The organism is Flavobacterium reichenbachii (assembly GCF_002217435.1).
Lineage (GTDB): Bacteria > Bacteroidota > Bacteroidia > Flavobacteriales > Flavobacteriaceae > Flavobacterium > Flavobacterium reichenbachii.
On record NZ_MUHF01000011.1, the window covers coordinates 71540 to 98205 of the forward strand.

Below are 26666 nucleotides of genomic sequence, written 5' to 3' on the forward strand. Positions count from 1 at the left end.
CAACTTTTTACAGTTGTAGTTTTTTAATTTATATTCTAAAACGCTTTTGCCTGTACCTAATCTATACTAGAAAAAATCTCATAATATGAAAAAAACGAGTCCGATAATACCATTATTCAACCAATTTATAAAAGAAACCGAAACTGGAAAAAGACTCAAAAAAAATGGAGAAAGAATAAAATCTGATTCAATACAAAACTATAAGTATGTATTAAATAATCTAATTCAGTTTTCAATTGATGCTAAATTCGAATTACGAATATGCGATGCTTCGAAACTAGATAAAAGAGAACTTGCATCAGAAAAAAGTTATTGGAAAAAATTCTATCAAAAATTTACTGAGTTTCTATATAAAAAAGGATGTCATGATAATTATGTAGGGGCTAATATCAAGGTAATTCGAGTGTTTTTTAATTATTTGAAAAATGATAAAGACATAAACACAGGCGATTTTCAGCGCCTGTTTTATGTTCGTAAAGAAGAAATTGAAATCTTTGTACTTTCTTCTGATCAATTAAAATTTTTAATTCACGACAAAGAGTTTGAACAAACTTTAATACCAAGTTATAGGCGTATAAAAGACATCTTTGTTTTTGGTTGCTCTACAGGTTTACGCTACTCTGATATCTTTTTATTGACTAATAAAAATTTTGAAAAAATAGATGGCGAATGGTACTTAAAACTTAAATCTAATAAAACTAAAACCTTTAGTTTTATTAAACTTTCTACTTATGCAATAACTATTTTTCAGCGTTATACCACATCAAACAATAAAGCTACTCTTTTTGGAAATATCAGCTTGTTTAATTTTAACAAAAGTCTAAAACACATAGGTGAACTGGCTGGTTTTACAACTCCAATAGAAGTTTCTAGAGAGAAACAAGGTAAAACTCAGAAATTAACCAAGAAAACGGATACTTCAAAAAATCGTTTTTGTGACAAAATGAGTTCGCATATGATGCGAAGAACCGCAATTACAACACTATTAATTCTAGGTATGCCTGAACATTTAGTACGCAAAATCAGTGGACACAGTCATGCCAGCACTTCTTTTAATCGATATGTCCATTATGCCCAAGCATATATGGATAAGGAAATTGAAAAGGTGCATAGTAAATTGGAGAGTTATTGATAAGCACTAGGTTTTATTAATTCTGATACTTCCTTACTCATCATTTAAAATTTTATTTTCCGAATAGTCAAATAAGTACTGATTAATATCAGTTAACAATAAGTGCTAAACCGCTGTAAACGTAAAGTTTACAGCGGTTTTTCTTTTTTATGCATTTTTGTTTCTGCTGTTTTTTAATCGTTTTTTATCATATATTTGTACCATATTTGTACCGGCACTTAAAGGGGGACAAAGTGTCCCTTATGTACCCTTATGGTACCTTAATGGGAGGCAAAGACTATGAAAAGATCTGATAAACAATGTCTTAATTGTGGGAAAGAATTCCTGCCTAAAACCGTGACTTCTGTTTACTGCTCGCATGTATGCAGTAAAAAAGCATACAAACAGAAGATGATACGGCTTAAAAAGGAAGTGGGGATCAAAGCGCTGGTAGATAAAATACCCCAGAACAGGGCATTTATTTCTGTCCCTGAAGCTGGCATGCTTTTTGGGATTGCCAAAAAGACACTCTATAGGCTTGTCGAAAAGGGAAAAATTCCTTCAGTTAATCTGGGGACTCGCCTTATAAGAATAGACCGCAGAGTTATGGAAGAGATGTTCGGCCCTGCAAGCATCCTGCAGCAGGCTAAAAGCCCACCGAAGAAAAAATTATACAGCCTTGAAAAAGAAGACTGCTATTCGATTGGTGAAATTGCTCAGAGATTTCAGATATCTGAAGGTTCTGTCTACAGCCATATAAGGAAATATTCAATACCTACCAGGCAGATCGGAAAGCATGTATATGCTCCAAAAAGCGAAATTGATAACTTGTATAACGGAAATGATTTTATATGAAACAATTAGCAAAAACCAAGGTAACTGTGCGTCTTCGAAAAGCAGAAGACCGAGAGGAATGGTATGTCTACATAGAAAGCTATCCTGTTGAGGTTTCCGGAAAGAAAACGCCACAGAGAATCCGTGAATACTTAAACAGAACCGTAAAAACCGTGGAGTGGGATAAGCAGAGAACCGCTCGTACGGATGCGCAGGGCATAAAATCCTATAAGCCCAGACGCAGCGATAACGGAATAATAATCACCAGAAGCGAAACCGACCGCGAGATAATGCTCTATGCCGACGGAGTGCGTAAAATCAGGCAGAAAGAATATGATAATACAGATCTGTACAGTGATGCTGAGAACCTATTGGTTCAGCAGAAAGAAAAAGCAAAAGAGGATTTTATCAAATACATTGCCTCTGTGGCAGCAAAAAGGCATGCCCGAAGCTCAAAATCCATTATGATCAATTGGGAGCGGACCAGAGAGTTTTTAAAAATCTATTCCAAAGGCAGGCTGATGTTTTCCCAGATTGACGGCCGAATGGCGGAAGATTTTAAGCTGTTTCTGCTGGCTGCGCCGCTCGGAGGAGGCAAAAAAGGAATACTTTCCCGTAACACTGCAGCAAGGTATTTTTCCATATTTAAAGCCGCTTTGAAACAGGCTTTTATTGATGGATATCTAACCGTTGATTTATCTTCAAAAGTAAGAGGCATACCTGAGCAGGAATCAAGACGCGAATATCTTACCATTAAAGAATTGAACGGATTGGCCCAAACGCCCTGCGAAAAAGATGTCCTTAAAAGAGCCGCGCTTTTCTCAGCGCTTACCGGCCTGCGGCATTCCGACATTCAGAAGCTCCGCTGGAAAGAGATAAGCATGGAAGACGGCATGGCCAAACTGCATTTTACGCAGAAAAAGACAAGGGGTGTCGAATATATGCCTATTTCTGAGCAGGCTTTAGATCTCTGCGGAGAGCCAAGGCTTCCCGGGCAGCTTGTGTTTGAGGATCTGATGGACCCGTCGTGGATTTCAAGGCCTCTGAAAAAATGGGTTGAATCTGCCGGCATTAAAAAGAACATTACCTTCCACTGCTTCCGCCATACATTTGCAACACTGCAGCTGTCCAGCGGGACAGACATTTATACGGTCAGTAAAATGCTGGGGCATACCAACGTAAAAACTACTCAAATCTACGCTAAAGTAATAGATGAGAAGAAAAACAGAGCTTCGAAGGCAATACAATTGGAATCTTTAAAGAAAAGAGCGCAATGAAAATAAAGTACTTTGAATATATCACAGTTTACCTGTCTGTTTTTTTAGTCTGTGTCTTTGTCGGTGTAATTGGAAGACTGGTGCTGCTGGAAAAAGGCGCCGATGAATATACGGCCGGCGTTTTCTTTTGGATCAGCACTGGATTTGGAGTTTTAATGTTTGCAATTCTAAGTTTATTTCTAAACGATTTGGCTGAGAGATTGGTGAATTGTTTTTTGAAGGCAAAAAAAAATGAATCGCCTGAAAGCCGCATTCCAGTTGAAAACCTTGAAAAAATAGAAGAGGAGCCACAGGATGCTTTAATTAAGCCCGAAATGCCTGAAAATAAAAATGCTGTCATTGATATTCAGCAGTTAAGGGAGCAGCAGCAAAATGCAATTAAAAATCAAAAACAGGCCAGGATTGATACTGCCCTCCGTTATGCGCAGCAGGAGTTTGCGCTGTACGTGTCGGATGATGATCTGGAACAATTGGGCAGCAATATAATCATATATGCTGAAGTCCTAAATTTTGAAAAGATTAAACCGATCAAAGTAAAAGATCTGTCCAATCTGGATCTGTATCATTTTGGCTGGAATATCTGGAATTGCTTTAAAGCCAGCAGACAGGACAGAGCCGCACAATTTTTAAAGCTGACTTTTGCCGATGCTTTAAAAGATGTTGAAGAGAAAAGCATTAAAACGCATCTCAAAGATGATGAACATAAAGGTCTTATAAAGATAATAGATGATTTTACAGATTTTTAAATGCCAATAGGTATAAAGCACTGTGTTTTTCAAGTGTTTTTGCTGTGAAGAAGGACACAGCAGAAACACTTTTTTCATTTGCATCATAACTGTTAAAAACGATAGCTATGGATACAAATGAAATCTCTTTTGAAAACCTGCCCAAAGCAGTAGCACACTTAGTGAAAGAAATTGCCGAGATTAAACTTCTGATTCAGAATGTACAGGTGTATGAATCGAAAGAAAAAAGTATTCCTATTGGTATTGAACAAGCAAGCCGGCTAATAGGCAAAGCAAAGCCTACAATTTACGCTCTTGTAAGGCAGAGAAAAATTCCGTGCTATAAATATGGTAAAAAGCTGTATTTTTTTGAAGAAGAACTTTTAGAATGGATTTCTAAAGGGAAAAAGAAAACAATACAGGAAATTGAATCAGAAGTATTGAAGTATAATGATAATCAAAAAAAATAGGGGGAATAACAGACCGCAAAAATACTTATGTCACTCTGGTAGATCATCAAAAAGCATTTAATACAAAGCGATATGTTATCTGTAAATGAATTTGAACAAAAAAATCCTGAAAAATCTAAATTTTTCAGGATTTTACTTTTTATAGTGATCTCTACTGTACAAATTTCTATAAATTTTTACGGAAGATTTGAAAAGATTGGCTATTACTAATTTGGTTTGGATGTCCTGTTGGGATTGAACTTTTATACATCAATAGTTATTTACAGCAAGTTTCAGGATCAAATTTGCTAACTTATTTGGGTATTTCTAATACAGATCGAAAATTGTTTGCAAAACCTAATAACGTCTATGAAAGATTGATCTTATATGTTTTTTCAATTTGAGAAGAAGAGTGTTTTGGCGCGAGCTGTCCAATTTGAAATACTTTTTCAATAAAGTCAATACTTTCATCCACGCAAGTATTTTCATTTTTCAAGTGGCTTGCAAAGTGGTTTGTTATTTTTTGAATGATCCTGGCGCTGATTAAATCAACCTGAGCGACATCAAAATTGCTTGTTTTCTTTCTCTGAATAGCCAATTCGCTTGCCGCAATATCATTTAGTTTAGCTTTTAACGCATGGATAATTGGCGCATATTTTCGAGTATTCATCCATGTATTGAATTCTAATTTCATATCCTCAATAATAGCTTCTGCAGCAGGAATATGTTGTTTTCTTCTCTCAAGCGTATCATCTGTAACCTGAGACAAATAATCGAGATGTATTAAAGTTATTCCTGGAATTTGCGCTACATCTGGATTTACATTTCGTGGAATGGATAAGTCCAAAATCAGTAATGGTTTCTTTCTGTTAAGTAGTGCTTTGTCTATAGTTGGATTTTGTGCACCTGTTGCAACTATGAGCACATCTGTCTGTTTTATTTCTTCTTGTAAGTTTAGAAAATCCTTTACAATAACGTTTAGTTTACCAGCTAATTCGATGGCCTTGTTCTTTGTTCTGTTTATAAGGGTGATATGGGTATTCTTTGTATGTTTTACTAAATTTTCACACGTATTTCTGCCAATTTTCCCTGTTCCGAATAGTAAGATATTTTTATTTCTAATATCTTCTACATTTCTGATAATATATTGAACAGCTGCAAATGAAGCAGATGTGGCACCGGATGAAATTTCAGTATCTGTTTTGACTTTTTTGCTAGCCTGTATAACCGCGTTTATTAAACGATCCAGGAATGTATTGATTAAGTCCTCGCGTTTGCTATTATTAAAAGCGATTTTAATTTGACTAATGATTTCAAAATCACCTAAAATCTGGCTATCCAACCCTGTTCCAACTCGAAACATATGGTTCACAGCTTCCTGATTCTTGTATATATAAGCAACTTGCTGAAATTCTTCTACGGAGCCCTTGCTGTTCTCACAAAGTAATTTGATTAATTCATATGGATGATTGGCAAAACCATATATTTCGGTTCTATTACAAGTAGAAGTGACAATTAATGATTCGATCCCTTCTGCCTTTGCCTGCAGCAAAAGATCAGATTGTGCTTTAGTATCCAAACTAAACTTCCCTCTAATTGCTGCATCTGCTTTTTTATAACTTAAGCCTAAAGCATAAAAGGTGGTATTTTTGGACATGTTATATTTTTCCATATTATGCTCTTTTTAAAGTTCAAAAAAATATTAGTAGGTTATTGTAAAACACGATGAAACTTCCTTTAATGCTAAAGAATAATGGATTCACACATAATTGCATTATAAGTTGCCGGCAGGATTTAAATATAAAACGCTACCTGAAAAACAGGTAGCGTTTAAGAGAAATTATTTTTGAACTATTGGAGTTCTAAGTGATTCTAAGACCGCAACAATATCTGTATAAAGCTCTGTATTTGAAGCTACACCATTTGCATTTGCAGCTGCTCCTACATATCCTTCAAATTTTGTATAATCCGCAGTACTTGATTTTGTCCCCATGCGAGGATTTTTCGCAGGATCGTGCGCAGCTACCATATTCAAACCAGAATAGGTATTTACGGCATTTGTACCACCAGTGTTAAACGAAAAGAAATCAGTCAGATTGTCCGATAGTTTAGCAATATTTGTAGACTGGGTAGTTCCTGTTTCGGCTAATACCGGGGCAAAATGCGCTTGTAGATTCCCCGCTGCATTCGACTGAACGTCGGCAACAATTAATCCTATAGTTGAATTTACCACCTTGCGGAAACTCAAACGCCCCTGCTCGATCATTTGGCCAGCGTTATCTGGATCTGAAACCATTTTAGTTCCGCCTAATCTTTCGTAAATAGATGCCTTTACAGGAGGAGTTACCGGGGCGTCATCATCATTACTACTGCACGAAGCCAGGGTTGCAGAAGCTGCGAGTAATACACTAAGTGTAATTTTGGAATAAATTTTCATAATAAAAATATTAAAGGTTAATTAAAAAAACGGTTTAGTTTTTGAGACAATCTGTAGCTCAAACTATTTTGATTCACTGGACAAACTTCTTTGCCAGCCAAATTTTCCGGTAAAATATAACGCTGAGCATCATAATGTCCTATGGCTATCAACTGGTCAAATACTTTTTTAGAATTCGTGATCTTGTTGTTATGGAAGTAAACAACCACATTTCTTTTTACGATTATAGAATCAGAGGTTAGTCCTTTGATAGATCTCAAATCTGAACATATTTGTTTGGCTTGTACCGAATCTATGTTTGTTTTAAAATCAATTCGGCTTACCTGCAGATTTGGGCTTTCATAAACAGCAGGCTTAGCGGTAATAATGTGGAATAGAAAAATGGCAAAAAATAGTACCAAAATGATCAATCCCGTCCAAAGGCCTTTTTTAATAAATTTGTTAATTTTCATAAAGCTGATTTTTAAAATGATTTTAGGTTTTCTAGATCATATACGAACCCTTTTTTGGCTTGGTTTTATTTAAATTGATAAAATAGTAGTTTAGATTTATTGTAAATAACAACACACTGAATTACAGGGTTTTTTAGAAAACTCTTGCCAAATTAAACCCAAAGAAAATATCTCCCTTAGTCCAGTCTCCCGTAGTTCTTCCAAGATATCCGGCTTCATCAATGGCTTGAGAACTGGTAAAATGCATTTGAAAAACGTGTCCGCCGGTTTCCAGGTCAAAACCAATGGATAATGGATTTTTATAAATAGAATTTGACGCCCTGTTTAAGTGTGCCGCATAATCCATATTCAATGACCAGCGTTTTGCAAACTTATATCTACCGCCAAAGCCAATGGCATATTGTGAATTGCTCTGTTCGGGGTCGAGCACAAAATTTTCATGGAAAAATGATGGAACTATTTCTAAAGATAATTTTTCAGATAATTTTCTGGAAATTAAAAGCTGGGCTACATAGGTGAGCCTATTTTTAAATTCAAGTTTAGGATATAGACTTTCCTTTAGCGTGTTGTTGATAGACAAACTATTAAACCCTGCAATAGTCACCGGAAATCCGTCTTTTATTTGCGGCAATAACATATATTTTGTTGCAAAGTCATAAGCAAATTCACTTCTGGCGGCACTTATATTAATCCCCGGGGTCAATCCGTATATGAATTTTATTTGTGTGTTGGCGTTATCCAGTCCATAGAATCCCTCAAAGCCGTCTTTTATAGAACCAAACCGGTGTGCTACAACAAAATACAAATCTCCTTTTGCCGCGAGTTTGGTCGATTCGAGATTGACAATCTTCAGGGCTTTAAATGCAGATGTCACCTTTTCTTTTGTGATTGGCGCATCAACTCCGGATAATAGGTCGTCTTGCGAATAGGTTAGTAATGGAAATAAAAACAATAATAGAATGAGCTTTTTCATGTGGTTAATTTTAATTGTTATTTGTTTTGGTGTACAAGGGAGGATTGATCTATTTTAAATTCTTGTAAGAGCTCATCATATCCTAAAAATCGTCCTTTAATTTTTAGCATTCTGCCAATTGCAATGTCTTTGGGCAAACTGTCTTTGAAGGTTGCAAATATCTTTTCGCTAATAACGATTCCCTTACTGGCGGGTTCAACAGCTGTTACAATTGCAGTTACTTCAATTGTTTTGTCCTGGTATTTGGCAGTAGCAAGGCTGTCATTGAAAGTAAATTCTTTTTCGAGTCCTTTAACCGTTACAGTATAATCTGCAGTTTCTGATTCGATATTCCTATGACCTTTGTAACTGTAGAGGTAAATTGAGATCCCGGTTATCAGGAAGAGGGGAATAATAATAAGTATTTTTTTTCTCATGGCTGGTTTTTAGTATTTGGATTATCTACGTTAAAAAATACCTATTGGATTTAAATGATCAAATATGACTGCTGCTAAATCTGTATCATCCATTTCACCGTATATGATTTGAAAATGCTTTAAATATTAAAATCATTTAGCCTTTCTAAAACTAAAAACCAATCCCATGAATTTAAAAACTCGTTTGCTTATTCCATCATTTGCTTTACTACTGGTAAGTTGTACAGATGATAATCCCAGTACTTTAATTGACACTCCACCAATTACCGGCGTTGCCACATACAATCAGAATGTGAAATCCATCATTGATAATAATTGTGTTGTCTGCCATGCAGCTGTTCCCAAAAATGGGGCACCTATGTCCCTGGTTACTTATGACCAGGTTAAAAATGCGGTCTTAAATCGCGGGCTGCTCAACCGGATTTCTTTAGAAAATGGAAATAGTTCATTAATGCCACAGGGAGGGCCAAGATTGCCTCAAACCACAATTGATGTTATTAAAAAATGGGAACAAGATGGATTATTAGAGCAATAATCCATAGTAAAAAACATGAAAAAAACCATAGTAATGCCAATGATATTGGCCTCGTTCCTTGTTTTTTCGCAGGAAAAAATATTAACTAAATCATCAACAATCACTTTTGAAGCTTCGGTCCCGTCTTTTCAGCCGGTTTTAGGAACCAATACCAATGTAACTTTTGTTTTAAATCCAGCAACAGGTGAAATTGCATCCTTAGCCCTGATAAAAGGATTTCAGTTTGAAATGCCTTTGATGGAAGAACATTTCAATGAAAATTACATGGAGAGCGATAAATATCCAAAAGCTATTTTTAGAGGAAAAATAGAAAAGTTTGATTCGAATAATTTAACTGAAGATTATAAAGATTACCTAATAAAAGGAAATTTAGAACTTCATGGGAAATCAAGAGATATAAATGCGAGCGCAAAGATCACCAGGACAGGTTCCAGAATTACCATCATTTCAGATTTTGCTGTTAATGCCAGTGATTTTGGCATTCCAATTCCATCGCTTATCAAGTATAAACTTGATGATAGAGTAAAGGTTCAAATTATTGCTGTTTTAAAATAAGCAAAAAATTGATTTTTAAACTAACATAATAATATAAAGAAAACCATGAAAAAAATTATACTCGTTTCCATGCTTTATGCTTGCGCTATTGGTCTGGCGCAAGAAAAAATGATCAGTAAAACAGGTAAAATAACTTTTGAAGCATCTGTTGCTTCTTTTGAAGAGGTTAAAGCTACAAATAACAATGTAACCTTTGTATTGAATACTACAACAGGAGAAATTGCAAGTTTAGCATTGATGAAAGGATTTCAATTTAAAGTTGCGTTAATGGAAGAGCATTTCAATGAAAATTATATGGAGAGCGATCAATACCCTAAAGCTATATTTAAAGGGAAAATAGAAGATTTTGATTTAAACAGTCTTACCAATTCCGCTAAAGATTTTACTATAAAAGGGAAGTTAGAGCTTCATGGAAAATCAAAGGATATAATAACCAAAGCAAGGATAATGATGTCCGGATCTGGAATTAGTATTGTATCTAATTTTGCCGTAAATGCCAGTGATTTTAACATCGTCATACCAACTCTCGTGAAAAGCAAAGTTTCTAATAAAATAAATATTCTAGTTGTTGCGGTTTTGAAATGACAGATCAAAAAAGTAAGATTTATAACTTTAAGAGAAGTATACTAAACCATTAAAAAGATTTAATTTTGAAAAACCAATTATTCGCTATTTCAAAAATGGAGGAAGAAATAAAAGTTGAAAACGACTTTGCACTTATCCGTTTTCAGAATGACGGTCCAGAACCTTTTTTTACACACCGTCAACTAACCACTGATTTCATACAGTTTCATTTCGTACTTAAAGGTAACGCCAAATTTTCATGTAATAATGGTAATTATGATTTAGCACTACAAGAAGAAAAATCCTTTCTTTTATACAATCCACAAAAAGAGCTACCATTTCATTTAGAGCTTTCACCAAATTCGTGGATGATTTCTGTTATTATTTCAATTAGGAAATTTCATGCATTGTTTTCTGTTGAAGCAGATTATATTACTTTTTTAAGTCCTGATAACAAGTATAAAAATTATTATAATGAAGGTTGTATAAGTCCTTCAATGGCAGTTGTTTTAAGCCAGTTGTTCCATTATAACCTTCATCCATCCATAAAAAATCTTTATTGTAAAGGTAAAGGATACGAATTACTTAGTTTATCTTTTAACAGGAGCGAAGATCCAAATGCGCATCATTGTCCGTTTTTAATTGATGAAGGTAATGTATTGAAAATAAAAAAAGCCAAAGAAATTATCATCGCCAATATGGCTGAACCGCCTGGTTTACAAGAATTAGCCGATGAAATTGGTCTGAATCTGAAGAAACTGAAAATGGGTTTCAAACAAATTTATGGGGATACGGTTTACGGTTTTCTTTTTGACTATAAAATGGATTTCGCCACAAAATTGCTTGACAGCGGTTCTTACAATGTAAACGAAGTGGGGTTGAAAATAGGTTACAGTACAGGAAGCCATTTCATTGCAGGATTCAAGAAAAAGTTTGCAACAACTCCAAAAAAATATCTGATGTCGATTAATACGAATGTTTAAGTTTTGTTGGCTATGAGCCTGGTGATAATGAACGGGCGAAGCAATCCACGAATTTTAATCTACTCAATCTGCAAAATCTGCGCGACAATTTTAACATCTATTCTATAGAACAAAGCAAAAAGTAAATGAAAGGCGTATTATTAGTAAACTTAGGATCTCCGGAAAGTCCAACTACAAAAGATGTAAAACCATATTTAGACGAGTTTTTAATGGACAAACACGTGATCGATGTTCCGTATTTGTTGCGAGCTTTTTTAGTTCGTGGCATTATCCTGAGAAAAAGACCGGAAGAATCTGCACATGCTTATACTAAAATTTGGTGGGAAGAAGGTTCTCCGTTAGTGGTGCTATCTGAAAGAATGCAGAAAAAAGTACAGTCTTTAGTAAATGTTCCGGTTTCGTTAGCAATGCGCTATGGAAGCATGACAATTGAAAAAGGGCTACAGGAATTACATGATAAAGGAGTCACAGAAGTATTACTTTTTCCTTTATATCCGCAATATGCAATGGCTTCAACATTGACAATTTTGGTTAAAGCGGAAGAAATTCGTAAAAAGAAATTTCCACAAATGACTTTTACCGATGTTCCTGCGTTTTATAACAAACCGGATTACATCAAGAATCTGGCTGATTCTATCCAGAAACATCTAGTTGGATTCGACTACGATCATCTGTTATTCTCGTATCACGGAATTCCGGAGCGTCACATTCGCAAAACCGATGTAACCAAATCACATTGTAAAATTGACGGCTCTTGCTGTAACACACCTTCGCCGGCACACGATTTCTGCTATCGTCATCAATGTTATGAAACCACAAAACAAGTGGTGAAATTATTAGGACTTCCAGCTGATAAATACAGTTTAACTTTTCAATCGCGTTTAGCGGGAGACAAATGGTTAGAACCTTATACCGATGTTGAAGTTGATAAAATGCCAGCAAAAGGGATCAAGAAATTGGCAGTTGTAACTCCGGCTTTCGTTTCAGATTGTTTAGAAACGCTGGAAGAAATCGCAATGCGAGCCAAAGAAGATTTTGAAGCAAAAGGAGGAGAGAATTTCTTAGCGATTCCGTGTTTGAATGATGATGATGAATGGTGTCAGACCGTGAGTAATTGGATTAATGACTGGGCTAGATAAATCTAAAATAAGAGCATAGAATATTACATTTACTATTTCTAGTTAGATTATCTAATCTTTTGGTTAAATCCCCCAACTTTTGCACCTGATCCGATAGTCGTTGCAGGTTATGGTTCTGTATCAAAAAAGACATCAGCTCCCTATATTTAAAGTATTGAGCTGCCAATAAAATGTTAAGCAGTATCTCATATATAATCTGCTATTACTATTGTTCAGGATAGTAATTACAGAAAAAGCCCTGAAATTTCAGGACTTTTTCTATAATTGTATTTTATTCTCGGAAAATTACATTTTCGGAAGCAGTACTGTATCCACTACATGTATAACACCATTGGATTGATTTACATCTGAGATTGTAACTTTAGCCTTATTGCCGCTCTCGTCACTGATGTACAAATCTTTTCCATCCATCCAGGCAGTTAAAGTTCCGCCGCTCACTGTTTTTAAAGTGGCTTTTCCTTTACCGGCTTTTATTGCTTTTGCAATATCAGAACTATTCATTTTACCGGATACTACATGATAGGTCAATATAGTTTGCAATGTTTTAATATTCTCAGGTTTCAATAATGTTTCAACAGTTCCGGCCGGTAATTTACTAAAAGCTTCATTTGTCGGTGCAAAAACAGTAAATGGACCTTTACCTTGCAGGGTTTCAACTAATCCTGCTGCTTTTACTGCTGCTACCAAGGTGGTATGATCCTTTGAGTTTACCGCATTTTCTATAATATTTTTATTAGGATACATAGCCGCTCCACCAACCATTACTGTTTTTTGTGCAAATGATGTAAATCCAAATCCTAATGCCAGGATTGCTGCTGCTAAAAATTTTCCAGTTTTCATAATTACTTTTTTTAAGTTATAAAGTCATTTACGCTTTAATATTCTTTTTGGTTTTAAAATAAGCCAAGAAATAAACTAAAAGAAAACCGGACTAACTATAAGGTATTATGGATGAGTATTTTAAGGGAATATTTTTTGATAACTTACTATGGTCAAAATAATTTCGCTGTTATCTTCACAATCAAAGCAGCCTGAAAAGATGAAATGGAATGCTAAAATTTCTTTTTCTTTAGTTGTGATATGTTTAGATCAGAAAAGCAGTTTAGATACTATACTTTTAATGTAACTTTATTAATCGTAAATTATGCATCAGGCTACTATATACTTATAGGGCTTGAATATGCGATTTAAACATGGAAGCGAATTATTTTTCAAATTGTTTACATTTACCAAATAATGTATCTCTTATGTACGAAGAATTAAAATATTGGTATTTGCGTGATCATAAATTGTTTAGGACTTTGAGTTTTTCTCAAATCAAGCAACTTTGCATAATCACAGGTTTTAAAAAAGCCTCAAAAGGGGAAATTATTTATTTTTCATCTTCAGATGTGCCCCGGATTTTTTTACTTAAAAAGGGGAATATCAAGATTGTTGCCCTGGATAGTAATGGCAACGAAACTATAAAGGACATTATCCAGAAAGGAGATTTGTTTGGTGAACTGACTTTGGAAACAGATAATAAAAACGAAGAATATGCAAAAGTCCTTTCAGACGATGTTGCCATCTGCAGCTTTTTAATGTCTGATTTTGAAGATTTATTGCTTCGTAATCCGACTTTAGCACTTTCATACACCAAGTTTGTAGGACTGAAAATGAAACGTATTAAAAACAATTATGCCAATCTAATTTCTAAGGATGCCAAAACCAGATTGTATCAATTCCTGAAAGACTGGGCAGAACAGGAAGGCGTTAGAGAAGAAAATTCAGTAGCCATTGAAAATTATCTAACCCAAAATGATATTGCCCAGATTATCTGTACTTCCAGACAAACCGCTACACAATTACTCAATGAGATGGAAACCAATCAGCTTTTAAACTACAACAGAAAAGAAATTATTATTCGAGATATTACCAAATTATAATTATTTTGGGCTAAGTGTAAATTAGCCGACATTTTGCTTTTTTATAGTATGATAATTTTACATTATTAAAAAGATGTAAAAACATACACTATGAAAAAATTACTTTTTATTTTTTTAGCGACCCTTACTTGGGCTGCTAACGCGCAGAACATGATTGCTAAATCTGCCACTGATATCGCTCCTTTGCTAATAGGAGAGAAGATTCCAAACCTTACTTTAAAATCATCGGATAATACAGATGTACAAATTTCAGACCTGCTAAAAAAGAAAAAGACAGTTCTTGTTTTTTATCGTGGAGGCTGGTGCCCGTATTGCAATATGCATCTGCAGGCATTGGCTGAAGCCGAAAAGCAAGTTCTGGATTTGGGATATCAAATTATTGCGGTAAGTCCTGATTCTGCTGAAAATTTAAAAATGACAGCAGAAAAAGATAAAGTAAAATATACCTTACTTTCTGACTCAAAAGGAGAATTAATAAAAGCCATGGGAATTGCTTTTGAGGCTCCTGAAAACTATAAAAGTGTAATTAACGTAAATTCTAAAGGAATGAATACTAGTTTTTTACCTGTTCCGTCCGTTTTTGTTGTGAATCCCCAGAGTGATATCCTTTTTGAATATGTCTCTCCTGATTTTAAGCATCGTATCACGACCGAATTACTTGTTTCAGTATTAAAAAATTTAAAATAAAAAAAATGAAAAAGTTAGTATTACTTGTATTGATTTTGGTTTTTGGAGTTTCTTCTGCTCAAAATGATGCCAAAAGAGCTAGCCAGTATAATTTAGAAAACAAAACTGCCATTCAGGGTTATGATCCGGTAGGATATTTTAGTCAGGGAAAAGCAGTTAAAGGGAAAAAAGGGATCTCAGCTTCTTACCAGGGCGTGATTTATAATTTTTCGTCAGGTGAAAATAAAAATGCTTTTCTGAAAAATCCATCAAAATACGAACCTCAATACGGTGGCTGGTGTGCTTATGCGATGGGAAGCGCTGGCGAAAAAGTCGAAATAAACCCCGAAACGTTTAAAATTACTGATGGCAAACTTTTTCTGTTTTACAATGCCTTTTTCAACAACACCTTAAAAAGCTGGAATAAAGACGAGGTAAATTTAAAAACACAGGCAGATGACAACTGGAAAAAAATCTATAAATAACACGGTCATGAAAAGGGAAATTTTAATATGGATTCTCAGAATTGCCGCCTCGGTAATTTTATTGCAGACCTTATATTTCAAGTTCAGCGGAGCAGAAGAAAGCATCTATATTTTCACTGCCCTAGGAGTAGAACCTTACGGAAGAATTGGTTCAGCAATAGCCGAATTGATAGTGGTAATTTTAATCCTCATTCCAAAAACCACCTGGATTGGTGCTTTGAGTGGAATTGGGGTAATGACCGGAGCTATTTTATCACATGTATTTGTTTTGGGACTCGTGGTAAAAGATGACGGCGGATTACTTTTTAGTCTGGCTATTATTACCTTATTATGCTGCCTGGGTTTGCTTTATTTCAACAAAAACAAATTGTCTAATCTTCTAAATTAAAAGATCATGTTACTAGAATCAATACGCCAGAGTTTAGATGAGTTAATTTATCTATTAGATCAATTGTCAGATCAGGATTATTCAAAATCTTGCCAGGCTTTAAGTAATGCCACAATTGGCGAACATACAAGACATATTCTGGAGATGTTTCAATGTCTGGAACAAAGTTATGATTCGGGAATTTTAAATTATGACAACCGCCAGAGAAATAAGCAAATTCAAACCGAAACAGAATTTGCTAAAAAATGCATTATTCAAATTAAAAAAGAATTGAAAAGCGAGAACAAAATAATCTATCTCGAACAGTTTATTGATGGTCTTAGCATGAGGATTCAAAGCAATTATTATAGAGAATTGCTCTATAATTTAGAGCATTGTGTGCATCATCAGGCGCTCATAAAAGTGGCCGTTTTGCAATTCGAAAATATTATCATTGATGAAAATTTTGGTGTAGCGCGCTCGACCATAGCATACAGAAAACAATGTGTACAGTAAGTTTTTTAAATAATAACGGAGTTGTAATGATCACTTCAAACAGGGATGAAAAAGTAATTCGTCCCAGTGCTATTGTGCCCAGGAATTATAAGCATAAGGGAAAAAATATGATGTACCCAAAAGATTCAAAAGCGGGGGGAACCTGGTTTGTCATGGATGAAAACGGAACAGTTCTGGTTTTGCTAAATGGCGGAATCGCAAAACACAATGTGATACTGCCTTATCGAAAAAGCCGCGGACTAATTGTTTTGGACATTATTTCGGATGATTCTCCAAAGGACTTTTGGAAACAAATTGATCTGGATAATATTGAGCCTTTTACGCTGGTTTTGTATCAGGAAAAAGAATTGTACGAATTGATTTGGGATGGCATTGAAAAAAAGAGCACAATATTAGATGAATCCCGAAATTACATTTGGTCATCAGTTACTTTATATACAGATCCGGTAAGAAAGAAAAGATCAGACTGGTTTTTTGATTTTTTGAAAGATAAAAATGAAATATCACCATTGGAAATGCTGGATTTTCATCGAAACACAAGCAGCGAAGACACTCAAAATGGTTTAATTATCAATAGAGAAAATAGGATGAAAACCCTGAGCGTAACCCAAAGCGTAATAGAGCAAAATAGGGGGGTAATGAAATATTATGATTTAGTCAAAGCAGAAGATTTTTCAACCTCATTTATTCGAATTTAAAAACATTCAGGTGAAACTATTTTTTCATAAAATTACCAATTGGGAATATTGGCCATTTCAGGTTCTGTATGTTCCTATCTATTTTCTTTGGGCCTATTATGCCATCAGAGCAAGATCGATTTTTTTCTTTAATGCCTCTAATCCGAAAATTAAAAACGGCGGGTTTATGATGGAAAGCAAAAAACAGATTTATGATCTGCTTCCTGAAAAATGCTACCCGAAAACCATTTTAATTAAAGAAAATACGGATTTTAAAACCATAGCAGATAAGGTATTAGAAAGGGAAATCTATTTCCCGTTAATTGCAAAGCCGGATATTGGCCTGCGTGGTTCGGGCGTGAAAAAAATTAAAACAATATCGGAGCTGAAAGACTATGCCCAAAAAGCAAATTTTGATTTTCTTTTGCAGGATTTAATCCCATTCAAGAATGAAGTGGGTATTTTTTATGTTCGTCATCCGCTGGAAAAATACGGAAAAATTACCGGAATTGTCTCTAAAGAGTTTTTGATTGTAACAGGTGATGGCAAATCAACAATTGAAAATCTGATCAAACAAACGCCAAGATTTCAGTTGCAGTTTAATGTTTTAAAAGAAGAATATGGTGATCAATTGGACCTGATATTACCCAGAGGCGAAACCATAAATTTAGTTCCATTTGGCAATCACGCCCGGGGCGCAAAATTTTTGGATGGCAGCCATTGGGTTACGCCAAAATTAACCAAGATGATCAATAAGCTCGCTGCTCAAATTCCTGAATTTTATTTCGGGCGTTTCGATATCATGTACAACACTTTTGAAGAATTAGAACAAGGAGAAAACTTCCAGATTGTAGAATTAAACGGTGCGGCAAGCGAACCTACACATATTTATGACCCCAAACATTCGGTTTGGTTTGCATGGAAAGAACTGGCACGACATATTACTTATATGTATGAAATAAGTGTTGAAAACCATAAAACGGGCGTTCCCTATTTAGATCACAAAGTGGGAATGCGTGAGTACAGATTGCATCTGGCACAAAACAATAAAATAATGAATTTCTAGAAATGAAAAAGGTAAAAAATATCTCCGTTGGATTTCTGGTAAGTTTTCTCGGATCAGTTCCGCTGGGATACTTAAACTTAGTTGGACTGGAAATCTATGCAAAATCAGGACTTCATAATTTGGTTTTCTTTTTGTTTGGAGTCATATTTATAGAAACCTTTGTGATTTATTTTACGCTGCTTTTCACCAGAGAGCTTATAAAAAACAGAAAACTCATGAAGGTCATAGATCTGTTTTCAGTTGGCTTCATGCTTACTCTGGCGTTTGTTTTTTATTTGAATTTCAATCACCCGGCAGAGTCTGATTATTATTTAGAGAGATATTTGATCTATTCTCCATTTATAATTGGCGTAATTTTAAATGGATTTAATTTTTTACAATTGCCTTTTTGGACCAGCTGGAATTTATATTTGCTCAATGAAAAATATATTACCATTCAAAGGAAGCTGAAATATTATTATATCGCAGGAACCTTAATGGGTATTTTTACAGGAATGCTTAGCGTAATAATAATATTGCAGTCTGTTTTACAAGACCCAAATCAATTCTCAAAGGGCATACTGCCTGTTTTTATTCCGCTTTTTTTTATTGCTTTAGCAGGTATTCAATTGTTTAAAGTATATAAGAAATATTTCAGTGTGTATTAGAATTTTAAAAGGGTAAAATTTATTATGATTTGCAGGTGATTTTTAGTGGAGACTATTAATTAATAATTTTTCAGGAGCTTTTCCCGCTATCGGTTCCACCCGAGCGCCAGCGTACTGGCGAAGCAATCTTTTGTGCCAGGCCCCGGCACAAAAGGATTTCACTGCCATCGAGGGTAGGGCTGCCACAGAGCCCTGTTTTGTCGTGGAGGACTGCACATTCAAACGCAATTCTTTGCAGCAAACCTGAATTTTACCTGCTGAAATGATAAATTACAGTCTGAATATTATTCTTTAAATCACACGAAAAATATTTCCATGCAGCCCTGTTTAAAATACAGTCTATTGGTTTTTGGTATATTTAATTGGAGGTACAGTTATAATGAGTTAAATTTGTATTTATGGCAAAACTCATAAATCTTAAGGTCTTTTCTCATTTTTTCCGATCCTCCTCTGCAGGTGGAATTATATTATTAATCTGTGTACTTATATCACTTTTGATTGCCAACTCGGGATGGTCGGATGGTTTTAAGGAACTGCTTAATTTTGAACTGGGATTCAATACTTCTTTGCTGCATTTAAAATATCCGGTACTACTCTGGATCAATGACGGGCTTATGGCTGTTTTTTTTCTTCTTGTAGGACTGGAAATAAAAAGGGAGATAGTGGAAGGGGAGCTTTCTTCATTTGCCCAGGCTTCCCTTCCGGTGCTTGCCGCAGTGGGCGGTGTAGCGGTTCCGGCCTTAATTTATTTCTTTTTTAATAACGGAGATCTGCATACGGCCAAAGGCTGGGGAATTCCAATGGCTACCGATATTGCTTTTGCGCTGGGGATTTTATCCCTTTTAGGCAGTAAGGTGCCTTCGGGCCTTAAAATATTTCTCGCCGCGCTGGCTATTGTGGATGACCTTATTGCCATTTTAGTAATAGCCATATTTTACTCTTCGGAATTGAATTTTCTCTATTTAGGATATGCAGGGGCATTGTTTGTTTTATTGATAATCTTTAATCGAATGGGTGTCAAAAATCTGTTTTTTTACCTGATCCCCGGAGTAGTTATCTGGTATTTTATTCATCACTCGGGTATTCATGCCACTATTGCCGGTGTTCTGGTAGCCATAACGCTGCCCACTACTGAGGATGATACGGAGTCTGCTCTTGAAAAACTGGAACATGCCCTGACCCGTCCGGTGAATTTTATTATCATGCCTATTTTTGCCCTTGTCAATACCAACATTACTTTTGAATCTGAGATGATATCAGGGCTTTTCAGTAATCTGGGACTGGGTATTATCCTTGGATTGTTTTTAGGCAAACCCATTGGAATTTTTATAATGTCATGGCTGTCGGTCAAGCTGAAAATTGCCGAACTTCCCCAGTCTGTTACCTGGATGCATGTGCTGGGGCTTGGTCTGCTGGGTGGGATCGGATTTACAATGTCGATTTTTATAGCACTTCTTTCCTTTGGAGATGCACTGCATCAAAATGAAGCCAAATTCGCGATACTCATTGCCTCTACAATTGCCGGTATTTCAGGGTTTTGCATTTTGAGCCTGTACAATAAGAAGCAGAAAAAAGCTCTTGGGGAAAATTAATGTTTCTTGAAAAGTTCCACATCTTTTACCAGCAGGCGCTCATTGAGCCACAGCTTGAGTTTGTCGCTCTCGGCCGGACTTAGAGTTTTAGCGCCGTCATAGATAACGGCCGTTATCGTTGTAATGCTGTCTTTTTGATTAACAAGGCTGCTTTTATTGATAGAGAGTGAACTTACCTCGGGAAATAAAGCCCGGGTTTCTTTTAAGATCTGACGATTATCAAATTTGTTCCTGGTCAGCTGCTTTTCCAGCTGCATGATCTTAACGTCTTTTACATTCATTTCATTCTCACTGCTTTTAATCTGGCTCAGGATATCGCCTTTTAAAGCATTGAAGCGGTCAGTGCTGTCCTGACGGATCTGCAATTGTGTACCGGCCAGGTATTTATTTTGGTTCACTTTTTCTTTAAGCTCTTTTATTTCTAATGCGGAAAACCGTCTGGAGAGGAAAGCCAGCTCGAGTTTTTTAGCTTTAGGCGTAAAATCAGTTTTTTTATACACTATGGTATATCCTTTATTGGTGAATTCACGCTCAATGAAAAGATCTGCATTTTTTTTGAACTGCTGCTCCCTGTACAGTGAGTAGGCCAGATAACTGCTGGGCACAAGCATAATTGTTATTAAAAAAGCAATGGTATACTTTACCCGTTTTTGGTGTCTTTCATCTACCTGTTTAACGGCCGGGTAGTTAAGGTATTTAATGATTAAAAAAGTAGCAATTCCTATAAAGACGCAGTTGATGCAGTAGAGATAAAATGCCCCTAAAAAAAAGGTCCACTGTGCGGTGGCAATCCCGTAACCGGCCGTACACAGGGGCGGCATAAGGGCCGTTGCGATGGCAACTCCGGGAATGGGGTTCCCTTTTCCCTAACGGCAATCACTCCCACAACACCTCCAAAAAAGGCGATAAGGATATCATAGATATTCGGGGAAGTCCTGGCCAGCAGTTCGGACTGCACATCCTTGAAGGGACTAAGGTAAAAATATAAGGTCGAAACCACCAGGCTTACTACTGTGGCAGTCAGTAAATTTTTAAGTGATCTTTTCAGCAATGAAAAATCATAAATACCCAATGCGAATCCTGCACCAACAATCGGCCCCATGAGAGGGGATATGAGCATTGCCCCGATAATCACAGCTGTTGAGTTTACATTTAACCCAACCGAAGCGACAATAATGGCGCAGGCCAATATCCAAAGGTTTGCTCCTTTGAATGTTATATTATTCTTTACCGCCTCCAGGGTTTTTACCCTGTCATCTTCTCCGTCTCGAAGGTTGAGCAGGTCTGTAATTTTTCTCATAATCTATAAAATTAGCAGGGCTGTACAATACTGTATTTTGTCATGCATTGCTAAGATAAGACTAATTTTAATAATTATTTATTGAAATCGGGCAAATGAGAACTCAAAGCCGGTTTGAGTGATGCTTATACAAGGGAAGGTTTTATTCAAAAATCATTGATTTTAGCCTGTTTCGATACGATTCCAGCACATCTGATTTGGTTATAAAACCATAGTACTTCCCGTTTTGAAGTACCGGCAGGAAGGCCTTATTGCTTTTTTCAAATTTATTCATAACGGTCTGCATGCTGTCAAAGAGATCCGCAGTCTGAATGGGCTGTACCATTATATCTTTTACCAGGATATTTTCCGCTTTGAGATTATCGAAAATTACTTCGCGGATATCATTGAAATACACCAGTCCCTGAAGGTCATTTTCACCGTTTACAACCCCAAAAATAACCTGATCCGAATGTGCCAGAAGATCGGCAACATTTTCAAGGTTTTGAGTGCTCTCTACAGTGAGGTAATCTTTTTTGACAAGGTCTTCAATTTCCAGGGTGCACAGGATATTGGTATCCTTGTTGCCGGTGAAAACATTTCCTTTTTTAGCCAGGTTCTTTACATCAAGGGAGTGTTTCTCAAATCGCTTGGAAACGGCAAAACTCACAGAGGCTACAATCATAAGGGGAATCATCAGATCATATCCTCCTGTTATCTCTGCAATAAGAAAAATAGCCGTTAGCGGCGCATGAAACAGGCCGCTGAGGATCCCTGCCATGCCCACGAGCGTGAAATTGCTGACGGGAAGATCAGTAAGTCCCGTGAGATTTAAAAATTTGGAAAAGAAATATCCGGCATAGGAGCCCAGAAAAAGCGAAGGGGCAAAATTACCGCCGTTACCGCCGCTTCCCAAGGTAATTCCCGAGGCAAATGCCTTGAGCATCATTGAAAAACCAACAAAGGCCAGCAGTACCCAGCTATTGTCGGCATAATCCCCAAAGAGCGTGTTTTCAAGCAATTTTCCGGGCTCTTTATCGGCAAGTGTTTTAATGCTTTCGTACCCTTCACCGAAAAGTGTGGGAAATATAAAGATCATCAGTCCTAAAATGCAGGCTCCGATTAGCGCTTTTTTATAGATGCCAAATTTTAAATGGGCAAAATAGTGCTCGGTTTTTAAAAATTTCCGGGCGTAAAAAACGGCAATAAAACCCGTGAAAAGCCCCATTAACACGTAAAAGGGAATATTATGGTAATCGAAAGTCTGTTTTTCCCTGAAGGTCAGCAGTATATTCTCATTAAGCACTATGGTAGAGACAAGTGTTCCGGTGGCAGCTGCAATCATAATAGGGGTAAAGGCCGAAATGGTGACATCCACCAGCAGCACCTCGATGGCAAAGAGCACCCCGGCAATCGGCGCATTAAAGGCGGCCGCTATACCGGCGGCCACACCGCAGCCAATGAGCAGAGTTCTCTCCTGATAGCTTAACTTGAACTGCTGGGCAAAATTGGAGCCAAATGCCGCGCCTGTGATCACAATGGGGCTTTCCAGCCCTGCAGATCCTCCGAGTCCTACAGTGAGCGAACTGGTAATAATCTGGGCATACATCTGCTTTTTGGGAATAATACTGGCTTTTCTGGCCACAATATACAGAATCTGTGAAGTCCCTTTCTCCAGGGTGCCCCCCAGTACTCTTTTTACCACAAAAACAGTTAAAAGAATACCTATTACAGGCAGGATGCTGTTTATAAAACTCAGCTTTAAAGTGCCGTTGATATAGGTGGCAAAAGAATAGACCCAGTGCGCAAAGGCTTTTAAGAAAATCACGGCAAAGGCGGAAATAATGCCGATAAGGACACTGGAGAGAAAAATAAACTGCTTTTTGGTTAATTTTTCCTGTCCCCAGATCAGCAGGTTCTTTGCCTTTACGAATTGTTTTTTGAACATTTTACTAAATTGTATTGTAGAATCACAAAGTTACCTCTTCAAAGGGGTTAATGGGAAAAACCAAACGTTAATGTAATGCTAATTTTAAAGGCGGGGTTTACCGCGCGTGATAATTTGACTGCCATTACCGCTTGTTTAGAATTTTTCCCGCTACGTTAAGCTCTGTATAAACAAGCAGGCAGATGATTGCTGTTTCAGCTAAAAAGTACATCAGATCAAGAATTGTAAGCTTGTTGTAATGAATAAATAAAAAAGCAATGGTCAGCGCGCAGTACAGTAAATTGGCAAAACTTATTAGTCTGATGTAAAGCGCCCATTTTGCTTTTAAAAATAAAAAGCAGGCAGCCGAGTAAAAGCAGAAACAAGCCGCTATGGAGAAGAGTAAATCCAGTGTTGTCTTGGGCATGCCAATATAGGGGCTTAGATTTGAAAGCACTGCAGAGAGCAGCACAGCGGTAAGCAGAGCCCCCGCAGAGTCAATTAAGAAAAGTCTTCCGGGATTTTTTGCCAGATGACCGGTTAATTTTTCAAAAATTCTATTCATTTTCTGTTGCTGTTCCCTGATTTAAAGGTAATGGTTTTTTATCAGAGATTCTTATCTGTTCTTTTTGTACCAGGACAATTTATCTTGATGCTGTGCTGTTATTCAAACACAAAGCCCAATTGGATTGGGCTTTGTGTTTTTAAATAATTAATTCTATTTGTATTTAATGCAGTTATTTGTTTGCATTGTGCAAGAAAACAGGAAAGTTCTTTTAATTTGGTTTGAGGCGTCGGATAAGGGAACTTTATAAAACGTGTGGCTGCAGCAAAGGCGATATAGATAATCAGGGATGTATTTATATTATTTTAGAGGAGCTCTTCCCGCTATCCGTTCTACCCGAGCAACAGCGAACTGGCGAAGCAATCTTTTGTACCGAACGCCGTGTCAATTGTATATAATATTATTTTTTAGGAGCTTTTTTCCCGCTATCCGTTCCAATCTTTTGTGCCGAAACCCGGCACAAAAGGATTTTTACTTCTATCTGGGCTAGGGCTGCTGAGGAGCCCATTTTTGATAAACCCGCCAGATACAATTAAGTACAGGGCGGGCTGTCCATAAACATAATCTTCCATTTTATGTTTACTTAAAAACTTTTTAGTATATGTTGAATTATCTACAAATTGAACTTCACAATTTGCAATAACACATTTGAGATAAGAATCTTTCAGTTTACCTATTTGTTTACAAGGTGCTAAAGATAAGAATCGGACTGTTTTAAAGGAAGGGTCACTGTAAATTCAGCGCCGTTGTCTTTCTCTCCCACAGCAGTAATAGAGCCATTATGCCTTTTGGCTATTTTTCTGCAAAGGGCAAGGCCAAGCCCGTTTCCTTCGAACTGGTCTTTGGAGTGCAGCCTTTCAAAGGCCGTGAATATTTTCTCTGTATCAACAATGTCCAGTCCAATGCCATTGTCCTTGATTTTTATTTCCAGCACCTCAATGCCTTCTTGATTCTTTATAATATCCGAAGTGATGATCACACGCGGCGGCTCATCGGCTTTTGAGAACTTAAGGGCATTGTGCACCAGGTTATAAAAAAGCTGGTGGATCAGTATCGGCGCCCCTTCTATCTGGGGAAGCTCACTTATGACCAGAATGGCTCCTTTTTCATTTATGATCAGTTCCAGATCGGTTTTGATATTTTCAATGACCAGGTCAAGGTTTATTTCCTCAACAGGCTGCGATCTTTTATCCAGGGTCGAGTAGGCAAGGATGCCTTCCACGATATTCTGCATCCTTTGTGCGGACTGGTCTACCTTTTGCAGGAATTTTTTAGCGTTCTCACTAAAATCAGCTTTGTACTCATTTTTTAAAATACTATTGAAAGTTTTAATTTTTCGAATAGGCTCTTTCAAATCATGGCTCACCACACCCGCGAAATGCAAAAGATCATCATTGGACCTTCTGAGTTCCTCGGTATTTTGTGCGACCTGCCTTTTGAGCTCTTCTTCAAAGGCTTTCTGCTCGTGGATATCCTGGATGATCCCGATAATGGCGGTATCATCGCCGTTCTGGTCTCTGATGACCCTGCCGCTAATTTTAATCCATCGTGCGGTCCCCTCGGGGCTTACAATCCTGCTCTGATAACTTATTTTTCCTGTAAGGCTGGCCTCTTGGTGCGCTTCTGCGCGCGCTGTTAAATCCTCTGGATGCAGTTTTGCAAACAGCTCCTGGTCTGATATCTCCCCGTCAATTCCTAAAATGGCATTAAAATTCCCGCAGGCTGTCACTTTTTTAGTGGCAAGGTCAATTTCATAGGTGCCCATGCCTGAGGATTCAATAGCCATTCTGAGCCTTTGCTCGGCACTCTGGGTCTGCTGTTTTGCCAGATGAAGCTCGGTTACATCCGAGCCTGTATTCATCACCGCATAGATCCCGCCTGCCTTATTAAAAAGGGGGATAAAGCTGTAATTGAAATAAAAGGTCCTAAGGGAACCGTCCACCATTAAATCGACCTGTTTGTCCTTGGCGTGGAAGGGCGTTCCGGTTTTCAGCACGGCCAGGGCCTGGCCCGCAAAAGCCTGGTTTTGAATTTCGGGAAGTACTTCAAGATATTTTTTTCCAATTACATCATCTCCTTTACCCCACGCCTGTATCATAGCGGGGTTGGCGAGTTCTATTTTTAGTTCTTCCCCTGTATAAACAGCGGTAGGCAGAGGGGTATTATCAACAATGTCTTTCAAAAGCAATAGATTGTCATACATCGGTGGGTGGTTTTTGTTTTTGCGAAGCTATACCTTAACTGTACTTACACTGTTATAGTATTCTTTTTCATTGTTTTAAAATTCCAACCCATAGAAAATACCTTGTCTCTGGCAGTACAACAGGGGTGGTGGAAACGGAAAACTAGTATAATATTTTTAGACAAATAATGCCCTGCCCAAAAGGGATTGTTATTAATTTGGGTCAGTCCTGCCGCGGGAGGCGGGGGCGGCACTATTGGTATTTAATTTAAAGCCGTCCCGGGCAGATGTAAAGCAAAGTGTAAAATGGGATGCAGATTTG

At 36.9% G+C, this 26666-nt stretch carries 28 protein-coding genes and 1 pseudogene; 19 read left to right on the forward strand and 10 right to left on the reverse strand.

Annotated features, from left to right (window positions below):
* Positions 1-85: 85 nt before the first annotated feature.
* The 5 genes from B0A68_RS10755 (at position 86) to B0A68_RS10775 (ending at position 4417) form a co-directional block, all read left to right on the forward strand.
* The gene (locus B0A68_RS10755; protein WP_035688588.1) at positions 86-1132 is read left to right on the forward strand and encodes a tyrosine-type recombinase/integrase; all 1047 of its coding nucleotides are present in this window, start codon (positions 86-88) and stop codon (positions 1130-1132) included.
* Between the two features lie 279 nt (positions 1133-1411).
* Positions 1412-1966 carry a helix-turn-helix domain-containing protein gene (locus tag B0A68_RS10760; protein WP_035688590.1) on the forward strand — a complete coding sequence of 185 codons (555 nt, stop codon included), beginning with the start codon at positions 1412-1414 and terminating at the stop codon, positions 1964-1966.
* Complete coding sequence (locus B0A68_RS10765) at positions 1963-3222, forward strand: site-specific integrase (protein ID WP_035688592.1); 1260 nt, start codon at positions 1963-1965, stop codon at positions 3220-3222. The genes B0A68_RS10760 and B0A68_RS10765 overlap by 4 nt, the downstream gene beginning before the upstream one ends.
* Positions 3219-3968 (forward strand): hypothetical protein, encoded by a 750-nt coding sequence (locus B0A68_RS10770; protein WP_035688594.1) that lies wholly within the window; start codon positions 3219-3221, stop codon positions 3966-3968. Before B0A68_RS10765 ends, B0A68_RS10770 begins: the two co-directional genes overlap by 4 nt.
* A 107-nt stretch (positions 3969-4075) precedes the next feature.
* On the forward strand, positions 4076-4417 hold the full coding sequence (locus B0A68_RS10775) for a helix-turn-helix domain-containing protein (RefSeq protein WP_035688596.1): 342 nt from the start codon (positions 4076-4078) through the stop codon (positions 4415-4417).
* A gap of 346 nt (positions 4418-4763) precedes the next feature.
* Here B0A68_RS10775 and hemA read toward each other — a convergent pair whose 3' ends face one another.
* The 5 genes from hemA to B0A68_RS10800 all read right to left on the reverse strand — a co-directional run bounded on the left by hemA (position 4764) and on the right by B0A68_RS10800 (position 8674).
* On the reverse strand, positions 4764-6068 hold the full coding sequence (gene hemA, locus B0A68_RS10780) for a glutamyl-tRNA reductase (protein ID WP_035688598.1): 1305 nt from the start codon (positions 6066-6068) through the stop codon (positions 4764-4766).
* A 168-nt stretch (positions 6069-6236) separates the two neighbouring features.
* On the reverse strand, positions 6237-6833 hold the full coding sequence (locus B0A68_RS10785; protein ID WP_035688600.1) for a globin family protein: 597 nt from the start codon (positions 6831-6833) through the stop codon (positions 6237-6239).
* Positions 6834-6850: 17 nt separating this feature from the next.
* The gene (locus B0A68_RS10790) at positions 6851-7285 is read right to left on the reverse strand and encodes a hypothetical protein (protein ID WP_035688602.1); all 435 of its coding nucleotides are present in this window, start codon (positions 7283-7285) and stop codon (positions 6851-6853) included.
* A 133-nt stretch (positions 7286-7418) separates the two neighbouring features.
* Positions 7419-8258, reverse strand: coding sequence for a DUF5777 family beta-barrel protein (locus B0A68_RS10795; RefSeq protein ID WP_035688604.1), 840 nt, complete (start codon positions 8256-8258; stop codon positions 7419-7421).
* Between the two features lie 17 nt (positions 8259-8275).
* Entirely contained in the window at positions 8276-8674 is a 399-nt protein-coding gene (locus B0A68_RS10800; protein WP_035688606.1) for an OB-fold protein, read from the reverse strand.
* 166 nt (positions 8675-8840) lie between these two features.
* Between B0A68_RS10800 and B0A68_RS10805 the strand changes: the two genes are divergently transcribed.
* The 5 genes from B0A68_RS10805 (at position 8841) to hemH (ending at position 12450) form a co-directional block, all read left to right on the forward strand.
* Positions 8841-9209 (forward strand): hypothetical protein, encoded by a 369-nt coding sequence (locus B0A68_RS10805; protein WP_035688608.1) that lies wholly within the window; start codon positions 8841-8843, stop codon positions 9207-9209.
* Between the two features lie 15 nt (positions 9210-9224).
* Positions 9225-9764 carry a YceI family protein gene (locus tag B0A68_RS10810; protein WP_035688610.1) on the forward strand — a complete coding sequence of 180 codons (540 nt, stop codon included), beginning with the start codon at positions 9225-9227 and terminating at the stop codon, positions 9762-9764.
* A 45-nt stretch (positions 9765-9809) separates the two neighbouring features.
* On the forward strand, positions 9810-10349 hold the full coding sequence (locus B0A68_RS10815) for a YceI family protein (protein ID WP_035688612.1): 540 nt from the start codon (positions 9810-9812) through the stop codon (positions 10347-10349).
* Between the two features lie 95 nt (positions 10350-10444).
* Positions 10445-11311, forward strand: coding sequence for a helix-turn-helix transcriptional regulator (locus tag B0A68_RS10820; RefSeq protein ID WP_035688614.1), 867 nt, complete (start codon positions 10445-10447; stop codon positions 11309-11311).
* Between the two features lie 125 nt (positions 11312-11436).
* Complete coding sequence (gene hemH, locus B0A68_RS10825; RefSeq protein ID WP_035688616.1) at positions 11437-12450, forward strand: ferrochelatase; 1014 nt, start codon at positions 11437-11439, stop codon at positions 12448-12450.
* A 285-nt stretch (positions 12451-12735) separates the two neighbouring features.
* Here hemH and B0A68_RS10830 read toward each other — a convergent pair whose 3' ends face one another.
* Positions 12736-13290, reverse strand: a complete 555-nt coding sequence (locus B0A68_RS10830) for a fasciclin domain-containing protein (RefSeq protein ID WP_035688618.1) — start codon at positions 13288-13290, stop codon at positions 12736-12738.
* Positions 13291-13697: 407 nt separating this feature from the next.
* Here B0A68_RS10830 and B0A68_RS10835 point away from each other — a divergent pair, with 407 nt between their 5' ends.
* The 9 genes from B0A68_RS10835 to nhaA all read left to right on the forward strand — a co-directional run bounded on the left by B0A68_RS10835 (position 13698) and on the right by nhaA (position 20391).
* Positions 13698-14375 carry a Crp/Fnr family transcriptional regulator gene (locus tag B0A68_RS10835; protein WP_035688620.1) on the forward strand — a complete coding sequence of 226 codons (678 nt, stop codon included), beginning with the start codon at positions 13698-13700 and terminating at the stop codon, positions 14373-14375.
* A 90-nt stretch (positions 14376-14465) separates the two neighbouring features.
* Positions 14466-15062, forward strand: a complete 597-nt coding sequence (locus B0A68_RS10840; RefSeq protein ID WP_035688622.1) for a peroxiredoxin-like family protein — start codon at positions 14466-14468, stop codon at positions 15060-15062.
* Between the two features lie 5 nt (positions 15063-15067).
* Positions 15068-15526 (forward strand): YHS domain-containing (seleno)protein, encoded by a 459-nt coding sequence (locus tag B0A68_RS10845; protein WP_035688623.1) that lies wholly within the window; start codon positions 15068-15070, stop codon positions 15524-15526.
* Positions 15527-15533: 7 nt separating this feature from the next.
* Positions 15534-15914 carry a hypothetical protein gene (locus tag B0A68_RS10850; RefSeq protein ID WP_035689431.1) on the forward strand — a complete coding sequence of 127 codons (381 nt, stop codon included), beginning with the start codon at positions 15534-15536 and terminating at the stop codon, positions 15912-15914.
* 6 nt (positions 15915-15920) lie between these two features.
* A complete protein-coding gene (locus tag B0A68_RS10855) occupies positions 15921-16409 on the forward strand; it encodes a hypothetical protein (RefSeq protein WP_035688624.1) in 489 nt (162 codons plus the stop codon).
* Entirely contained in the window at positions 16397-17107 is a 711-nt protein-coding gene (locus B0A68_RS10860; protein WP_035688626.1) for an NRDE family protein, read from the forward strand. Before B0A68_RS10855 ends, B0A68_RS10860 begins: the two co-directional genes overlap by 13 nt.
* Positions 17108-17117: 10 nt before the next feature.
* Positions 17118-18152: a D-alanine--D-alanine ligase gene (locus tag B0A68_RS10865; RefSeq protein ID WP_035688628.1), complete on the forward strand. Its 1035-nt coding sequence runs from the start codon at positions 17118-17120 to the stop codon at positions 18150-18152.
* A 2-nt stretch (positions 18153-18154) separates the two neighbouring features.
* A complete protein-coding gene (locus tag B0A68_RS10870) occupies positions 18155-18799 on the forward strand; it encodes a hypothetical protein (protein WP_035688631.1) in 645 nt (214 codons plus the stop codon).
* Between the two features lie 398 nt (positions 18800-19197).
* Positions 19198-20391, forward strand: a complete 1194-nt coding sequence (gene nhaA / locus B0A68_RS10875) for a Na+/H+ antiporter NhaA (RefSeq protein ID WP_035688633.1) — start codon at positions 19198-19200, stop codon at positions 20389-20391.
* Here the strand turns inward: nhaA and B0A68_RS24850 are convergent.
* The 4 genes and pseudogenes from B0A68_RS24850 to B0A68_RS10895 all read right to left on the reverse strand — a co-directional run bounded on the left by B0A68_RS24850 (position 20388) and on the right by B0A68_RS10895 (position 26365).
* Positions 20388-21691, reverse strand: a pseudogene (locus B0A68_RS24850) (DUF389 domain-containing protein). The gene nhaA and the pseudogene B0A68_RS24850 overlap by 4 nt on opposite strands.
* Positions 21692-21833: 142 nt before the next feature.
* Complete coding sequence (locus B0A68_RS10885; RefSeq protein ID WP_035688635.1) at positions 21834-23618, reverse strand: chloride channel protein; 1785 nt, start codon at positions 23616-23618, stop codon at positions 21834-21836.
* A 124-nt stretch (positions 23619-23742) separates the two neighbouring features.
* Positions 23743-24162: a hypothetical protein gene (locus B0A68_RS10890; RefSeq protein WP_035688636.1), complete on the reverse strand. Its 420-nt coding sequence runs from the start codon at positions 24160-24162 to the stop codon at positions 23743-23745.
* Between the two features lie 691 nt (positions 24163-24853).
* Positions 24854-26365: an ATP-binding protein gene (locus B0A68_RS10895; protein ID WP_051892835.1), complete on the reverse strand. Its 1512-nt coding sequence runs from the start codon at positions 26363-26365 to the stop codon at positions 24854-24856.
* Positions 26366-26666: the final 301 nt, after the last annotated feature.